This is a genomic window from Micromonospora sp. CNB394 (assembly GCF_000374985.1).
GTDB lineage: Bacteria > Actinomycetota > Actinomycetes > Mycobacteriales > Micromonosporaceae > Micromonospora > Micromonospora marina.
Genome location: NZ_KB895863.1, coordinates 33,721 through 49,457, shown reverse-complemented (window position 1 = coordinate 49,457; position 15,737 = coordinate 33,721). Strand labels below are relative to the sequence as shown.

15 protein-coding genes and 1 pseudogene are annotated in these 15,737 nt (G+C 72.4%); 10 read left to right on the top strand and 6 right to left on the bottom strand.

Annotated features, from left to right (window positions below):
- From C569_RS33425 to C569_RS0126755, 3 genes and pseudogenes are all read right to left on the bottom strand, one after another.
- A pseudogene (locus tag C569_RS33425) lies at nucleotides 1-156 on the bottom strand (IS1380 family transposase); the annotation flags it as partial.
- 120 nt (nucleotides 157-276) lie between these two features.
- Nucleotides 277-978 (bottom strand): hypothetical protein, encoded by a 702-nt coding sequence (locus C569_RS33420; RefSeq protein ID WP_155945622.1) that lies wholly within the window; start codon nucleotides 976-978, stop codon nucleotides 277-279.
- An 85-nt stretch (nucleotides 979-1,063) separates the two neighbouring features.
- Entirely contained in the window at nucleotides 1,064-1,879 is an 816-nt protein-coding gene (locus tag C569_RS0126755) for a hypothetical protein (RefSeq protein ID WP_155945621.1), read from the bottom strand.
- A gap of 1,356 nt (nucleotides 1,880-3,235) precedes the next feature.
- Here C569_RS0126755 and ssd point away from each other — a divergent pair.
- The 7 genes from ssd (at nucleotide 3,236) to C569_RS0126720 (ending at nucleotide 8,428) form a co-directional block, all read left to right on the top strand.
- Nucleotides 3,236-4,339, top strand: a complete 1,104-nt coding sequence (gene ssd, locus C569_RS0126750) for a septum site-determining protein Ssd (RefSeq protein WP_026268690.1) — start codon at nucleotides 3,236-3,238, stop codon at nucleotides 4,337-4,339.
- The gene (locus C569_RS0126745) at nucleotides 4,336-5,547 is read left to right on the top strand and encodes a TadA family conjugal transfer-associated ATPase (protein WP_018788803.1); all 1,212 of its coding nucleotides are present in this window, start codon (nucleotides 4,336-4,338) and stop codon (nucleotides 5,545-5,547) included. The genes ssd and C569_RS0126745 overlap by 4 nt, the downstream gene beginning before the upstream one ends.
- A gap of 353 nt (nucleotides 5,548-5,900) precedes the next feature.
- A complete protein-coding gene (locus tag C569_RS34575) occupies nucleotides 5,901-6,677 on the top strand; it encodes a hypothetical protein (RefSeq protein ID WP_369754122.1) in 777 nt (258 codons plus the stop codon).
- Nucleotides 6,677-7,405, top strand: a complete 729-nt coding sequence (locus C569_RS0126735) for a type II secretion system F family protein (protein ID WP_018788801.1) — start codon at nucleotides 6,677-6,679, stop codon at nucleotides 7,403-7,405. Before C569_RS34575 ends, C569_RS0126735 begins: the two co-directional genes overlap by 1 nt.
- 23 nt (nucleotides 7,406-7,428) lie before the next feature.
- A complete protein-coding gene (locus C569_RS32710) occupies nucleotides 7,429-7,596 on the top strand; it encodes a DUF4244 domain-containing protein (RefSeq protein ID WP_013283643.1) in 168 nt (55 codons plus the stop codon).
- 110 nt (nucleotides 7,597-7,706) lie between these two features.
- Nucleotides 7,707-8,081, top strand: coding sequence for a TadE family type IV pilus minor pilin (locus C569_RS0126725; RefSeq protein ID WP_026268689.1), 375 nt, complete (start codon nucleotides 7,707-7,709; stop codon nucleotides 8,079-8,081).
- Entirely contained in the window at nucleotides 8,078-8,428 is a 351-nt protein-coding gene (locus C569_RS0126720; protein WP_018788799.1) for an Rv3654c family TadE-like protein, read from the top strand. The genes C569_RS0126725 and C569_RS0126720 overlap by 4 nt, the downstream gene beginning before the upstream one ends.
- 138 nt (nucleotides 8,429-8,566) lie before the next feature.
- On the opposite strand, the gene C569_RS0126715 is transcribed toward C569_RS0126720, so the two are convergent.
- The 3 genes from C569_RS0126715 to C569_RS31130 all read right to left on the bottom strand — a co-directional run bounded on the left by C569_RS0126715 (nucleotide 8,567) and on the right by C569_RS31130 (nucleotide 12,125).
- Entirely contained in the window at nucleotides 8,567-9,145 is a 579-nt protein-coding gene (locus tag C569_RS0126715) for a hypothetical protein (RefSeq protein ID WP_018788798.1), read from the bottom strand.
- Between the two features lie 187 nt (nucleotides 9,146-9,332).
- Complete coding sequence (locus C569_RS0126710; protein ID WP_018788797.1) at nucleotides 9,333-9,536, bottom strand: hypothetical protein; 204 nt, start codon at nucleotides 9,534-9,536, stop codon at nucleotides 9,333-9,335.
- A gap of 144 nt (nucleotides 9,537-9,680) precedes the next feature.
- Nucleotides 9,681-12,125 carry a DEAD/DEAH box helicase gene (locus C569_RS31130; RefSeq protein ID WP_036347033.1) on the bottom strand — a complete coding sequence of 815 codons (2,445 nt, stop codon included), beginning with the start codon at nucleotides 12,123-12,125 and terminating at the stop codon, nucleotides 9,681-9,683.
- A gap of 134 nt (nucleotides 12,126-12,259) precedes the next feature.
- Here C569_RS31130 and C569_RS0126700 point away from each other — a divergent pair, with 134 nt between their 5' ends.
- The 3 genes from C569_RS0126700 (at nucleotide 12,260) to C569_RS0126690 (ending at nucleotide 15,696) form a co-directional block, all read left to right on the top strand.
- Nucleotides 12,260-12,610, top strand: coding sequence for an STAS domain-containing protein (locus C569_RS0126700; RefSeq protein ID WP_018788795.1), 351 nt, complete (start codon nucleotides 12,260-12,262; stop codon nucleotides 12,608-12,610).
- Nucleotides 12,610-13,047, top strand: a complete 438-nt coding sequence (locus tag C569_RS0126695) for an ATP-binding protein (protein ID WP_018788794.1) — start codon at nucleotides 12,610-12,612, stop codon at nucleotides 13,045-13,047. Before C569_RS0126700 ends, C569_RS0126695 begins: the two co-directional genes overlap by 1 nt.
- 297 nt (nucleotides 13,048-13,344) lie before the next feature.
- Nucleotides 13,345-15,696: a sodium-translocating pyrophosphatase gene (locus C569_RS0126690; RefSeq protein ID WP_018788793.1), complete on the top strand. Its 2,352-nt coding sequence runs from the start codon at nucleotides 13,345-13,347 to the stop codon at nucleotides 15,694-15,696.
- Nucleotides 15,697-15,737 lie beyond the last annotated feature (41 nt).

Below are 15,737 nucleotides of genomic sequence, written 5' to 3'. Positions count from 1 at the left end.
CTGCCGCTGCCGCAGACCCGCAAGGGCGTGGCTGAACGCGCTGGTCAGGCCGGTCGCATCAGCCAGATCAGCGAGCAGCCGGGCACCAGCGTGCCCGACGATGCCCCGCCCGTCTCCGGTCACCATGATCTTCGGACGTATTGCGGTAGCCTTCATCCAGCAAGTGCCTTCCGTGACAGGAACATCGGACCCTCAGCAAGTCCTATTTTCCCTGATCAGAAGGCACTTCCTCGTTTCCGGTCCACTCCTTGGACAGCCCTTAACGAAGGGCCGAGGCTAACCAAGTACAGGAACGCCGAGGCGCTCGCCAACTTCCTCCGCAGCTGAGGTCGACCGTACATTGACTGTGTACGAGAACTTTTCTATTGCGCGTAGATGATGTTCGACTCGGTCTACCGAGCCTTTTGGCCCGACATCGAAGAGCGAAATGAAGTTAGTTACGCCTGCGTCCGATAAGTGCTCCATCCTGAAAAGCAGGTCGTTTACGCGGGTCTCAACGCTTCGCTCCTTGTCTGCCAAGCTGATTTTATCCAACAAGGAAGTTCGCCCATTGACGTAGCGGTAGTCGAAGCTAAAGTCGCGAGGCTCCCCGCGTAGATCGACCCTGTAGCGCACGTCCTTCTCGATCTTGTGGTCAGGCGGAAACCGGAGGCGGGTGAACAGCAGTTGGGTGGTTAGGTCGTCCAAGCTCGGAGCATGGTCCTCTGGCTCGTCATGGACAAGTTCTCGGAACAGGCCCGCGACGACTTCCGGCAGTTGCTCTGGCGCCAAGGGCTCCAAAAGCGCACCTCGCCGTTCAATGCGGTAGTTATCCAGAGTGCGGGCACTCAGCCTGTCTAGCTGCGCTTCGAAAGTGCCTTCGTCCAGGTGGTAGCGGACGTAGGTGGCCCAAGCTCGGAGGGCATCGGGGCTGGCGACAATGCTTCGCACTCTCCGCCCGTCCAATTGGCCGCCTCGCTCTCCGACGAAGCGAGCCACGCCTCGGCGGTCAAGCGTAACTATCACGCCGATGTTTATAGGCTCGTTCCGGAAACTGTCCCGAACGTACTTGACGAGATACCAATTAGCTCTCACTGCCCACCTCGTCGATCCCCAAAGGCCAGGAGCCTACCTTGACGTAATCGGAGGTTGTGCGACCAATATGCGATTGAATTCGAGTCTGGCGATGCTCAAGAAAATCGATCAGCTTGTCTCGAACATTGCGATCGATGAGGTTTGCATCTTGGCATGTGGAGACCACGCGCCGGATCTCGCGCTTCCCGACGCTCTTAATGCGATCGCACCACTCTGGAAAATATTCTGCGGTTGTCAAGTGGCGAGCAAGGATGTGGTCCTTGACCGTCTGCTCCAGGCCCGTTTCAAGTGAACCGCACGCATCTCCGCTAGGCGGGTTGCAGATCAACGCCATGTCGTGGTCGAAGACGGCCACACCAGAATTCGGCAGATATGCCAAATTTGCATCGTGGCGATCGTTGTTCAAGATCCATTGGTCGAAGGCGATGATTCCAGTCGCGTCCCACGGACGCTCGTGAGCAAAGACCGGGGGGATGACGGGCGGTGGCCGATCGCCCTTGTCACTGAAGCCTAGTGACAGGTAACCAAGCTCTCCCTGACCAACCCGGAGCAGGGTGCCTGGAGGAACGGGGAGGCCGGCGGCGGTGCCCAGGGTGCTGGCGACGTAGTCGTTCACGACGGCAAACCGGCGTTGGGGCGTGTTGCGGCGCGCGTAGGCAGCAACGCGGACCGCGCTCACAGAGGTCGAGTCCTCGACCAGCGCTCCGTACCAGTCGATCGCGAAGAAGCCCAAGCCATCGACGGGCCGACGACTACCTGTTGAGGTCATCCACTCACCTTCCGGATCAACCGTCAGATCGCTCACAGTAGCGAGTGTCGCGACCTCAGTGAACCGGACATGCGGCCCTGTTTGGTTAACATGGGTGCCGATCAGGGCGGATGGTTTGGGCAAGACAGCGCTTGGCGACGGGGGTGCCCCGGGGTCGCCGACGCGCTGCTTTGCCATGCCCACGGCCAGACGATATCCCCTTCCTCTGACAATCTCATCGAGATGGGTTGAGGATCGCTGCATGGTGGAGCCTGGCCTGCCTTCTTCTCCGGCCCGCCTCCGCCCGCAAGATCATGCCGTGCCCAGGCCGTCCAGCGAGAGCCAGCACTGACCATCGCTACGCATTCATGCCAGTGGTAGCAGCAGCCCAAAGCCGCAGTCGCCAGGTTTGATCGACTACGACGCTCCCCTAGATCAATACCGCTGCAAGTGACCCCGTCGTGACGACGAGCACGACGTGAGCCCTTGGTCCGACGGTCCCCTGATGGACGAGGCGTCGGGGTCGTTCGTCTACTTCACCATCCGGTACAGCATGGCGAGGAGGTGCCGGCCGAGGCGGCGCGCATGGCGGCAGATCGAGGGCTGGTCTGTTGCGACCCGCAGTGGGAGCGCCTTCGCCCTACATCTGACGAGTGAAGCGGAATACCTCCCGCGGACGGTCCCGGGCTCGCCCCCGTGCCCAGGCGACTGGACTAGGCGCGAAGCAGGCTGCCGGCACCGGAAGCCTCGGCCTTTACTCGGATCGTCAGCGGATCGTCAGCGAACGCCTACCGCATGGCGACTCTCGATCATGCTCGACAGCACGACCAGCGCGTCTGACCACGCGGCACGGCACTCGATCACACTCGCTGCTACGTCAGGTCACTTTCCCCCCGACGGGGGTCGTCCCTTTGCGGGACGAACGTTTCGCCGCAGGTCACCCTCGGTCGTTCTCGGGCGTGACGCTCTATAAGACTTCCTTCGCGGGCTTCGTGCACCTTCACCCGCACGTCGTCAGTTGCGGGGCAGGGCGACAGAGGCGTAGCCGGGGTCTGCGACGGCCTCGGCGATACGTGTGACCCCCAGTGCAGGTCGTTAGCCCGGGACTCCGCGCTGGCGGGCGAGGTCGACCCGAGGGGGTCGCGAGGGGGCGCGGTGAATCGGTGACGGCCTCGATTCCGCAAGCCGGTGCGGTCCGACGGGCGGCGAGGGGCCCCGATTTTGCGTTACCGCTCGTCCTGTCGTCAATGGCCGACCGGACACTCGGTTCCTCCGTCTCCGGCCCATAGCAGATCAACCGGCTCGCCGAGGTCTGTCCACAACGCGCTCGGTTGTCCACAGGGCACCGGTCCCGCATCCCCCGGCCGGGCAGGCTCACCACCGCACGTCCGAGTCCGACCGATGGAGGCCGCCATGCCGCCCCGTACCCCGCTCCCGCCGTACCGTCGCCTGCCCCTGCTCGTCACCTCCGACGGCGACCTTCTCGACGAGCTGCTGCGACTCGCGGCCGCCGGTGGCACCGAGGTCGAGCTGGCGGCCGATCCGGCCGCCGCCCGGGCCCGCTGGGCCCCGGCGCCGCTGGTGCTCATCGGCGCCGACCAGGCGGCGGCCTGCCTGCGGGCGCGCCTTCCCCGCCGCGCCCGCACGGTCCTGGTCGGTCGCTCCGGAGAGCTCGATCCGGGTACGGAGCTGGCCGAACTCGTCGGCGCGGAGCACGTCGCGACGCTGCCGGCGGCCGAGCCCTGGCTGGTCGACCGGTTCGCCGAATGCACCGCCGGTCCGGCCGGCCCGGGCTCGGGCCGGGTGGTGGCGGTCCTCGGCGGCCGGGGCGGTGCCGGAGCCAGCGTGCTGGCCGGTGGGCTCGCCGTCAGCGCCGCCCGGTCCCGGCTGCGGACGCTCCTGGTCGACGCGGACCCCCTCGGTGGCGGTCTCGACCTGGTGCTCGGGTGGGAACAGCTCGACGGGTTGCGCTGGCCCGAGCTGGCCGGCACGGACGGGCGGGTCGACCCGCCGTCGCTGATCCGTGCGCTGCCCAGCCGAGGCGACCTGGTGGTGCTCTCCTGGGACCGGGGCGACCTGCGGCACCTGCCGGCGGAGGCGATGGCCGCCACAGTCGACGCCGGGCGGCGGGGGCGGGACCTGGTCGTGCTCGACCTGCCCCGGCATCTCGACGACGCGGCGGTGGTCGCGCTCCAGGCGGCCGACCGCGCGCTGCTCGTCGTACCGGCCGAGCTGCGGGCGGCAGCCGCGGCGGCCCGGGTCGCCGCCGTGGCCGCGCCGCACTGCGTCGACCTGTCGGTCATCGTGCGCGGCCCGGCGCCCGGCAGGCTGCGGGCGGCCGAGGTGTCCCGGGCGCTGGGGCTGCCGCTCGCCGGCACGCTGCGGCCCGAGCCGGGACTGTGCCGTGGGCTGGAGCGGGGCGAGGCTCCGGGCGCGAGCGGGAAGGGCCCGCTGGCCGCACTGTGTCAGCGGATCGTGGACGAGCTGGCCGGGTCGCCCACGGCGGGTGCGGCGTGACCGCGCCGGCCGACCCGGGGGAGCTGGCCGCGCGGGTCCGGCACCGGTTCGCCGCCGAGGCCACAGCGGTCACGCCCGCGGCGATCGTCTCCGCGGTACGCGCCGAACCGGCGACGGCGGTGCTCGGCGACACCACCCTGCTGCGGATCGCCGGCCGGGTGCACGACGACCTGGTGGGCGCCGGTCCACTCGCACCGCTGCTCGCCGACCCACAGGTCACGGACGTGCTGGTGAACGGGGTGCGGGTCTGGGTCGACAGGGGACGGGGACTCCAGCAGGTAGCCGTGCCGCTGGGCACGCTCGACGACGTACGCCGGTTGGCGCAGCGCCTCACCGCGGCCGCCGGTCGGCGACTCGACGACGCCTCTCCGTGCGCCGACGCGCGGTTACCCGACGGCACCCGGCTGCACGCGGTGCTGCCTCCGGTGGCGACCGACGGGCCCTACCTGTCGCTGCGTACCTTCCGGCAGCGGCCGTTCACCCTGGACGAACTCGTCGACGGGGGCACCGTGCCCCGGCCGGTCGCGCCGCTGCTCGCCGCGCTCGTGGCGGCCCGCCTCGCGTACCTGGTCAGCGGTGGCACCGGCTCGGGCAAGACGACGCTGCTCAACACGCTGCTCGGGCTGGTGCCCGGCACCGAGCGGATCGTGCTGGTGGAGGACGCCGCCGAGCTGCGCCCGGTACACCCGCACGTGATCGGCTTGCAGGCGCGCACGGCGAACGTCGAGGGTGCCGGTGCCGTCGGGCTCGGCGACCTGGTGCGGCAGGCGCTGCGGATGCGGCCGGACCGGCTGGTCGTGGGCGAGTGCCGGGGCGCCGAGGTGGTCGACCTGCTCGCCGCGTTGAACACCGGCCACGAGGGTGGGGCGGGAACGCTGCACGCTAACGCTGCGGCCGACGTACCGGCCCGACTGGAGGCGCTGGGGATGCTCGGCGGCCTGCCCCGGCTCGCGTTGCACGCCCAGGTCGCCGCCGCGTTGCAGGTCGTCCTTCAGCTCCGCCGTACCGGTCAGGGACGCGTCCTGGACTCGATCGGCCTGCTGTTACCCGACGGGCCCGACCGGGTGGTGACGGTGGTTCCGGCCTGGACGCGCGGCCGGGGTGTCGCCCCGGCGGCCCTGCTGCTCGCCGGCCTGCTGCGGGAACGGGGAACGCCGGTGCCCCCGATCCTCCAGGCGGCGTGGCCCACCCCGGCGGATCCGTCGTGACCGGCCACCTCTGGCCGGCGGTTCTGCTCCTGGCCGCCGCGGCGCTCGCCGTCGCCTGGCCGGTACGGGCCGGTCGCGCCCGGCGGCTGGCGGTCCTGGGCGGGGCGGGTACCCCGGCTGAGCGGGAGCAGGGCGTGCGTTCAGCATCCCCGGAACCCCCACGGCGGCCGCTCGACTGCGGGCCGAAGGCGTCCGCCCGTCCGCCCGGCCGAGGCCGGGAACGGCGTCGAACCGGAGCCGGGCACCACGGAAGGCCAGGGACGGACCTCGGTTCGGCTCCAGCTTCCGGCTCGCCCGCTCCGGCTTCCGGCTCGCCGGCTCCGGCTTCCGGGTTGGCGGCTCCGGCTTCCGGGTTGGCGCAGCGGATCCGGAGGTGGGCCGGCTCCGGCGCCGGCTCGCATCAATCGGCCGGCCACTCGATCGCCGCGTCGGCGCTCTCCGCCGGGCATGCCTCGGCTACTGCTCCCGGGCGCTCCGCCGGACGCGCCTCGACCAGCGGGCGCGCGTTCCTCGCCGGGCGCACCTCGGCCACCGCTCCCGCCCTCTCTGCCGGACGCGTGCTGCCGGTGGCGGCGTTGGGTGGTGCGGTGACCGGGGCGCTGCTCGGCGGTCCGGTGGCAGCCGTAGTGCTTGCCACCTACGGCGGGCTCGCGGCGCGGGCGGTGCTGCGCCGGCGTACCCACCGGTGGGCCGCCGCCGCGCACCGCCGCGATCTCGATCGGCTGGCCGCCGTCGCCGCCGACCTGCGGGCTGGACTGCCCGTCGACTGCGGCATCGACGACGGCCCGGGGCGCGTCGCGCGGCTGGCCCGGGCCGCCGGCAGGCTGGCCGACCGGACGGGTGCGCCGCTGGCCGATCTGCTGGAACGGATCGAGGCCGACGCCCGCGCCGCCGACCGAGGGCTTGCGGCTGCCGCCGCCCAGGCCGCCGGGGCGCGGGCGACCGCCTGGCTGCTCGCCGCGCTGCCGCTCGGCGGGATCGGTCTCGGCTACGGCATCGGGGTGGACCCGGTGGCGGTGCTCCTGCACACGCCGGTGGGTGCCGGCAGTGCGGTGGCGGCGGTCGCGTTGCAGGTCGGCGGGCTGCTCTGGGCCGAGCGGCTCGGCGTCACGCCCGGGCGGGCCGCCTGATGTCACGGCAGGTACTGGCCGCCGTCTGTCTCGGCGGCGCCGCGTCGCTCCTGGTCGTCGCCGGTCCGGTCGTCCGCCCGGGACGGCGGCTGCGCCGGCTGGCTCCGGCGCCGCGGCCGGCTCGCCCGGCGTGGTGGCCGGATCGGGTACGCCTCGGCGCAGCGCTGGCCGGGGTCGCCGTGGCGGTGGTCGTCGGCGGTGTCACGGGCGTGTTCCTCGCGCTGCCGGCCGGTGTCGCCGCCGACCGTCTGCTGCGTCGGATCGAGCCCCGCGCAGCCCGGGAACGACGGCTGCGGGAGATGGCCGACCTGCCGCTGGCCGCGGACCTGCTGGCCGCCGCGTTGCGAGCGGGCGCACCGGTCGACCGTTCGGTGCTCGCCGTCGCGGAGGCACTCGGCGGGCCACTCGCGGACCGGCTCGGCCGGACCGGCCGGACGCTACGCCTCGGCGGCAGCCCCGGCGAGGCCTGGGCGCACCTGGACGGCGTCGGCGGTGCCGAACCCGTGGTCGCGGCGGCGGTGCGCTCGTCGAACAGCGGTGCCGCGCTGGCTCGGGCGCTGACCCGGCTGGCCGACGAGCTGCGTGCCGAACGGTCGACCTCGGCCGAGGCGGCGGCCCGCCGCGCGGGCGTGCTCATCGTGCTGCCGCTCGGGCTGTGCTTCCTGCCCGCCTTCATTCTCGCCGGTCTGGTGCCGGTGATCGTCGCCGTCCTCGGCGACGTGTTGTGAACCATCGAGAAGGGACGTACGACATGCGCAAACTCCTCACCCGCCTGCGGGGTGACGCCGGCATGAACACCGCCGAGTACGCGGTGGGCACCCTCGCTGCGGTCGCGTTCGCCGGGATCCTGCTGAAGGTGCTCACCTCCGGCAACGTGCAGTCCGCACTGACCGCCGTCATCGACCGGGCCCTGAAGTGATCGGGCGCCGGCGGGCCGGCCGTGATGGTCGGTTGCGCCACGCACCAGCGGGCCCACTCGCCGCCGGGCCCGGCCCGAGCCGGGTCGCCGTCGGCGCCCGGGCCGGGGCGGTGCGGCGCCGGTGGCGCTCGCGGGTCGCGTGCGAGCGGGGCTCCTTCACCGCCGAGCTGGCGGCCGGCCTGCCGGCGCTCATGCTGCTTCTCGTCGCCGGGTTGACCGCTGTGGATGCGGTGGGTGCCCGGGTCGCGTGTGTCGACGCGGCCCGGGAGGCGGCTCTCGCCGCGGCCCGGGGCGAGCCCGGCACGGTCGCCGGAGCCCGGTACGCCCCGGAGGGCGCCGAGGTGTCGGTGACTGTGGTGGGCGATCGGGTCACGGCGACGGTCCGGGCACCGGTCCGGACGCTCGGCGCGCGGCTGCCTCGCCTGGTCGTGTCCGGGCAGGCGGTGGCCGCCGTGGAGCCCGGCGCGCCGGGTCCGGTGCCGTGAGAGCTGACGGCGACCGGGGCGGCGCGACCGTCTGTCTGCTCGCGGTCGGGCTGGTGTTCGTGCTGGTCGGCGCGTTCGGTGCCGCGGTCGGGGCGGCCCGGTGCGCGCGGCATGAGGCCCGCAACGCGGCTGACTTCGGTGCGCTGGCCGGTGCCGTGCGGGTGCTCGACGGAGCCGCCGCCTGCGCTCGCGCCGCCGACCTGGTCTCGGCCAACGGCGGCCGGATGACCGGGTGCCGGGTCGACGGACTGGACCTGATCGTCACGGCCCGGGTACGTGTGGCACCGCTGCCGGGGATGACCCGGGACGCCACCGCGACGTCCCGGGCCGGGCCGGCCCGGTCCTGACGGCGGAAGTCGGGCCGGGACCGGAAGTCGGGCCGGAAGTCGGGCCGGGACCGGAAGTCGGGCCGGAAGTCGGGCCGGGACCGGAAGTCGGGCCGGGACCGGAAGTCGAGCCGGGACCGTGCGAGCCGCCGAGCCAGGTCAGCGGGACTGGAGGGCGTCCAGTCCGACTGCCATGGCGATCACCAGCCGACGGTCGATCTGCGGGTGCTGGATCTCCACGGAGTACCGGTCGCGCAGACCCCACTTCCGGACGACCGAGAACACCGGCTGGCCGCCGGCCATGAAGTCGAAGTGGTACGGCAGCCAGGAGAGCGAGTCGACGAACCGGCGCAGCAGCGCGACCGGCAGGCTGCGCTCCTGCCCGGTGGCGGGCGGCAGGCCGGGCTGCTCGACGTGCCACGTCGAGCGCAGCAGCGACTGGGCGAAGTCCTTGCGGAACAGCCCGATCGGGTTGCCCGCGTGATCGGTCACGTCGTAGGTGGCGCCGAGGTCGAGCCGCTGACGGGCCTTGAAGCCGAGGAGGGGGTGCTGCTTGGAGTCGTCGGTGTAGATGGTCACCTGCTCCTTGAAGGCGAGCCGCTTCTGCTGCGCGAACGCGAGCAGCCCGCCTTCGGAGCCGTCGGGCGCCACCGAGTGCACCTCGTACTGGTTGACCATCATCCGGAGCCGCTGACGGACGATGAACCGGTGCTGGGCCTGCAGGTTGTCGGGCGACATGAGATCTCCTTCGAGGGGTCGCCGGAGTCTCGCACAGCAGGCCGGTCATCGCTCGCCGCGAGCACACGCACCGCGGCGCCCGATGCGGGGCGGGGCGCCGCGCCGACACCGGCCGGCACACCGCGACGGGCCGGCACCCCGGTTGCCGGCCCACCGCGACGCGCCGGCGATCGGGTGAGACGCAAGGTCAGCGGCCGTCGACGGTGACCTTCATCGCCCAGCTGTTCAGCACCTGGTGGATACCGCGCAGACGCTCGTTGATCTGTTCCAGCCGTTCCGCCTGGGCGAGCGTGGCCATCGCGGTGCCCAGCGCTATCTGCTGGTCGGCGGTGAGGCTCTCCTGGTCGATGGTGTAGAGCAGCTCGACGGTCTCGGCGATCGTGTCGGCCACGGCGGCACCTCCGGCGGGACGGGTCTCGGGTCACCTGTGCGCTACCGGAAATGATGCATGGAAGCGCTCCCATGCATCAATGCCCCGACCGCCGCGCGCTCATGCACCCGTCCCACCAACCAGATACCCCGGCACCGGAGAAGGTCAGGAACCACCCGCCGCCGGGGCCGGGCGGGTCACCCGGTCGCCCTGCCGGGGCAGCGCCCCTCCGTGCCCCGCCTCGAGGCCCGGGTCCGCCTCCGGCGACGGGAGGCCGCCCGCGCGCCCGGCCGTGGCGAGGTTGGTCAGCACCACGTCGAGGACCGTCACCGCCTCCGCCTTGGCCAGCGGATTGTTGCCGTTTCCGCACTTCGGGGACTGGACGCAGGACGGGCACCCGGTCTCGCAGCCGCATTCGGCGACGGCGTCCCGGGTGGCGCGCAACCAGGCGGCGGCGGTGCCGTACGCCCGCTCGGCGAACCCCGCGCCGCCGGGGTGACCGTCGTAGACGAAGACGGTGGGCGCCTCGGTGTCCGGGTGCAGGGCGGTGGAGAGCCCGCCGATGTCCCACCTGTCGCAGGTCGCCATCAGCGGCAGCAGGCCGATGGCGGCGTGCTCGGCGGCGTGCAGCGCGCCCGGCACGTCCGCCGTCTCGACACCGGCGGCCGTCAGCGACTCGGGGGAGAGCGTGAACCACACCGCGACGGTGCGCAGTTCCCGGGCCGGCAGGTCCAGCGGGCGGGTGTCGATCACCTCGCCGGTGGCGATGCGCCGCCGCTGGTACGACACCACCTGGCTGGTCACGTCCACCTCGCCGAGGAACAGCCCGACCGGCCCGGCGTCCACGTACGAGCGGACCGACACCACCGACAGCGAGGTCACGTCGCGGGCGTGGGTGGACCAGTCCGGCTCCTCGGCGTGCACGAGCGCGCACCCGTCGGCGAGGTCGAGCGAGTCGACCACGTACGAGACGCCCTGGTGCAGGTAGACCGCGCCGGTGTGCAGCAGGAAGTGCGCCGACCCGCCGTCGACGGTGCCGAGCAGCCGGCCGGTGGACTCCTCCACCACGCACACCGGGGCGCCGCCGGAGCCGCGCAGGTCGACCTCGGGGCGTTCCCGGTGCCGCCAGTACCAGCCGGTGGGCCGCTCCCGCAGCGCCCCCGCCTCGACCAGCGAGTCCACCGCTTCCTTCGCGCCCTCGCCGAACAGGTCCAGGTCGGCCGGGCTGAGCGGGGACTCGTGGGCGGCGCAGGCGAGCTGCGGTGCGAGCACGTACGGGTTGGCCGGGTCGAGCACCGTCGCCTCGACGGGCCGCCCGAACAGCGCCTCCGGGTGGTGCACCAGGTAGGTGTCGAGCGGGTCGTCCCGGGCCACCAGCACGGCGAGCGCCTCGTCGCCGGAGCGCCCGGCCCGGCCGGCCTGCTGCCACAGCGACGCGCGGGTGCCGGGCCAGCCGCAGATCAGCACCGCGTCCAGCCCGACCAGGTCGACGCCGAGTTCGAGCGCGTTGGTGGAGGCGAGCCCGAGCAGGTCGCCGTGCAGCAGCGCCCGTTCCAGCTCGCGGCGTTCCTCACGCAGGTAGCCGGCCCGGTAGGCGGCCACCCGGCCGCCCAGCCCGGGTACCGCCTCGTCGAGCGCCCGCCGGGCGTTCGCGGCCACCACCTCGGCGCCCCGGCGGGACCGCACGAACGCGAGCGTGCGTACCCCTTCGACCACGCTGTCGGCGAGCAGGTCCGCGGTCTCGCGCAGGGCGGAGCGCCGGACCTGGACGAGGTCGGCGTCGGGAGCCGAGTCGGTGGGCGGCAGCAGCGGCGGCTCCCAGAGCGCGAACGTCACCCCGCCGCGCGGCGAGGTGTCCTCGGTGACGGCGGTGACGGGCAGGCCGGTGAGTCGCCCGGCCGCTGCCGCCGGGTCACCCGACGTCGCCGAGGCCAGGAGAAACACCGGGGTACGCCCGAAGCGGGCGCACTGCCGCCGTAACCGCCGCAGGACGTGCGCGACGTGTGAGCCGAAGACGCCCCGGTAGGTGTGGCACTCGTCGACCACCACGTACGCGAGGCGGCGCAGGAACCCGGACCAGTGCGCGTGGCCGGGCAGGATGCCGTGGTGCAGCATGTCCGGGTTGGTCAGCACGAACCGGGAGTGCCGGCGGATCCACTCCCGCTCGGCGCGCGGCGTGTCGCCGTCGTAGGTGGCGGGGCGTACCCCGTCGAGTTCGAGACCGGCGACGGCGCGGAGCTGGTCGGCGGCGAGCGCCTTGGTCGGCGCCAGGTAGAGCACCGTGGCGCGCGGGTCGGCGAGCAGCGTGCTCAGCGCGGGAAGCTGGTACGCCAGGGACTTGCCGGACGCCGTCCCGGTGGCGACCACCACGTGCTGCCCCGCGTACGCCAGCTCGGCGGCCTCGGCCTGGTGCCGCCACGGGGCGACGACGCCGCGCCGCGCGAACGCCGCCCGCAGTTCCTCCGGCGTCCAGCCGGGCCACCCGACCGGCTCACCGGCGCGGGCCGGGACGTGTTCGACGTGGGTGACCGGGTCGGTGGCGTGACGCAGCCGCAGCCGGCGCAGCAGCTCGCCCGGCGCACGCCGTGGGCCGGGGCTGTGGTCGGTCACGTCCTGCACTCTCGCACTGGTGTTCGGAATTGGAAACCGCAGGGTGGGGGTAAGGGAACAGCTCCGGCGGTGACCCGCGGGGGCCGCGCGGGGGGATGGTTAGATGCCCAGGAGAGTTTACCGAGGAGGGGCCGATGGAGCTGTCGCTGGCGACCCGCGCCGTGGGGGAGCACACGGTGCTCGAGGTCGGCGGTGAGGTGGATGTCTACACCGCCCCCCGCCTGCGGGAACGGCTTCTGGAGCTGATCGACGGCGGGGCCCGCCACGTGGTGGTCGACCTCGGCCGGGTGGACTTCCTCGACTCGACCGGTCTGGGTGTGCTCGTCGGCGCGCTCAAGCGGCTGCGCGCGGCCGGTGGTTCCTTCGCGCTCGTCTGCGACAAGGAGCCGCTGCTCAAGATCTTCCGGATCACCGCCCTGGACCAGGTCTTCCCGCTGCACCCGACGGTCGACGCGGCCATCGCCGCCGACTCCACCGGCGCGTGATGGCCACCGTCAAGCTGTCCTTCTCTCCGGCCCCGGTGCACGTGCGCACCGCCCGCCTGGTCGGCGTCGCGGTGGCCCGGCGGGCCGGCGTACGCGAGGACCTGCTGGACGAGGTGCGCCTGGCCATCGGTGAGGCGTGCACCCGGGCGGTCGCGCTGCACCGGCAGTACGGCCTGGCCGAACCGGTGTACGTGGAGATGTCCGACGGCGGCGGCTACACGGTCCGGGTGGTGGACCGGGCCCCGATCGAGGCGGGCCTCGGCCTGGCCGCGCTGGGCCCGGACGAGCTGGCCAAGGAGTCGCTCAGCGAGGACGCGCTCACCACCGGCGTGGGCTTCGCGCTGCTCGCCGGTTTCGTGGAGGATCTCCAGGTCCGCCCGGTCGACGACGGTGTCGGCACCGAGGTGTGGATGTCCTGGCCGGCCCGTCGCGCCTGACCCGACCCGCAACACGCAGGCCGCGTTCCCCTCGGGGGGAGCGCGGCCTCGTCGTATCGGCCGCGCCATATATCAGATTTTTTCGCATAGCACAGTTACGAAGATCATCGAGACACGGTGCCCCCTGCCTGTGACCTCCGCCACGCCGGAGGGCTACAGTACCCGGGTTGTCAGCAAGTGATCGCTGCCCGCAGCCAGCGGGAACGGGTGGATGGCGCGCGCTGGCGAGTTCGCATCCAGGCGTCGGCCCGTGCGTCTCCACGGGCCGGCGCGAGTGTTCGGTACAGGAGGACATAGATGTCCGGGACCTTGGCCGCCGACGGCGGCGCACTGTCCCTTACCGGAGCCAACGTGACGTACGTCGTCATCGCCGCGGTCATCGCGCTGGTGGCGCTCGTCTTCGCAGCCGCCCTCACCAGGGCGGTCCTGGCGGCCGGTAAGGGAACCACCAACATGCAGGAGATCTCCGGCGCGGTGCAGGAGGGCGCGTCGGCGTACCTGCTGCGGCAGTTCCGCACGCTGGCGATCTTCGTGGTGATCGCCGTCGTGTTGCTGTTCCTGCTGCCGGTGCACGACACCGACGGCAACGAGACCCTGGTGAAGGTCGGCCGCTCGGCGTTCTTCGTGGTGGGCGCGCTGTTCAGCGCGTTCATCGGCGGCGCCGGCATGTGGCTGGCCACCCGCGCCAACCTGCGGGTGGCGGCGGCCGCGCGGGAGCGTGAAGGCGGGCGCGAGGGCGCCATGAAGATCGCCTTCCGCACCGGCGGCGTGGTCGGCTTCCTCACCGTCGGCCTCGGCCTGTTCGGTGCGGCGCTGGTCGTGCTGATCTTCCGGGGTGACGCCCCGACCGTGCTGGAGGGCTTCGGTTTCGGCGCCGCGCTGCTCGCCATGTTCATGCGGGTCGGCGGCGGCATCTTCACCAAGGCCGCCGACGTCGGCGCCGACCTCGTCGGCAAGGTCGAGCAGGGCATCCCGGAGGACGACCCGCGCAACGCCGCCACCATCGCCGACAACGTGGGCGACAACGTCGGCGACTGCGCCGGCATGGCCGCCGACCTGTTCGAGTCGTACGCGGTCACGCTCGTCGCGGCGCTGATCCTCGGCCGGGCCGCGTTCGGCGAGACCGGCCTGGTCTTCCCACTGATCATCTCCACCATCGGCGTGCTCGTCGCGATCGTCGGCGTCTTCATCACCCGGTTGCGGGCCGGCGACCGCAACGGCCTGACCGCCATCAACCGGGCCTTCTACCTGTCCGCGCTGATCGCCGCCGTGCTCGTCGCGATCGCCGCGTTCGCGTACCTGCCGGCCACGTTCGCCGAGCTGGAGGGCGGGCTGACCGACGTCGACCGCAATCCGCGGCTGGTGGCCATCGGCGCGGTCGTGATCGGCATCGTGCTGGCCGCCGCGATCCAGGCGCTCACCGGCTACTTCACCGAGACCAACCGGCGCCCGGTGCAGGACATCGGCAAGAGCTCGCAGACCGGCGCGGCCACCGTCATCCTCGCCGGCATCAGCGTCGGCCTGGAGTCGGCCGTCTACTCGGCGCTGCTGATCGGCGCCGGCGTCTTCGGCGCGTTCCTGCTCGGCGGCAGCTCGCTCACGTTGTCGCTGTTCGCCGTCGCCCTGGCCGGCACCGGCCTGCTCACCACGGTCGGCGTCATCGTCGCGATGGACACGTTCGGCCCGATCTCCGACAACGCCCAGGGCGTGGCGGAGATGTCCGGCGACATCGACGAGCACGGCGCGCGGACGCTCACCGAGCTGGACGCCGTCGGCAACACCACCAAGGCGATCACCAAGGGCATCGCGATCGCCACCGCGGTGCTGGCCGCGACCGCGCTGTTCGGCTCGTACACCGACACGCTCAAGACGGCGTACGCGGACGCGACGGGAACTCAGGACACCACCGCACTGATCGACGAGCTGCTGAACGTCGCCAACCCGCGCAACCTGGTCGGCCTGATCATCGGCGCGGCCGTGGTCTTCCTCTTCTCCGGGCTGGCCATCAACGCGGTCTCCCGCTCGGCCGGTGCCGTGGTGATGGAGGTGCGCCGCCAGTTCCGCGAGCTGCCCGGCATCATGGACCGCACCCAGCGGCCCGAATACGGCAAGGTCGTCGACATCTGCACCCGGGACGCGCAGCGCGAGCTGATGACCCCCGGCCTGTTGGCCATCCTGGCTCCGATCGCCGTCGGCTTCGGCCTCGGCGCGGGTGCGCTCGCCGCGTACCTGGCCGGCGCGATCGGCGCGGGCACGCTGATGGCGGTGTTCCTGGCCAACTCCGGTGGCGCCTGGGACAACGGCAAGAAGCTGGTCGAGGACGGTGCGCACGGCGGCAAGGGTTCCGACGCGCACGCCGCCACCGTCATCGGCGACACCGTCGGGGACCCGTTCAAGGACACCGCCGGCCCGGCGATCAACCCGCTGCTCAAGGTGATGAACCTGGTGTCGCTGCTGATCGCACCGGCCGTCGTCGCCTGGAGCGTGGGCGACGACAGGAACAACCCGCTGCGTATCACGATCGCCGTGGTCGCCGCGCTGGTCATCGCGGGCGCCGTGGTGTTCAGCAAGCGCAAGGGTGTGGCGATGACCGACGAGGACAGCGGGGCCGGCACCCCGGGCCAGCGTCCGGAGACGGCGAACGCCTGATCGCACGCGACGGTTCCCGGCCGGCGCGGGCCGGCCGGGAA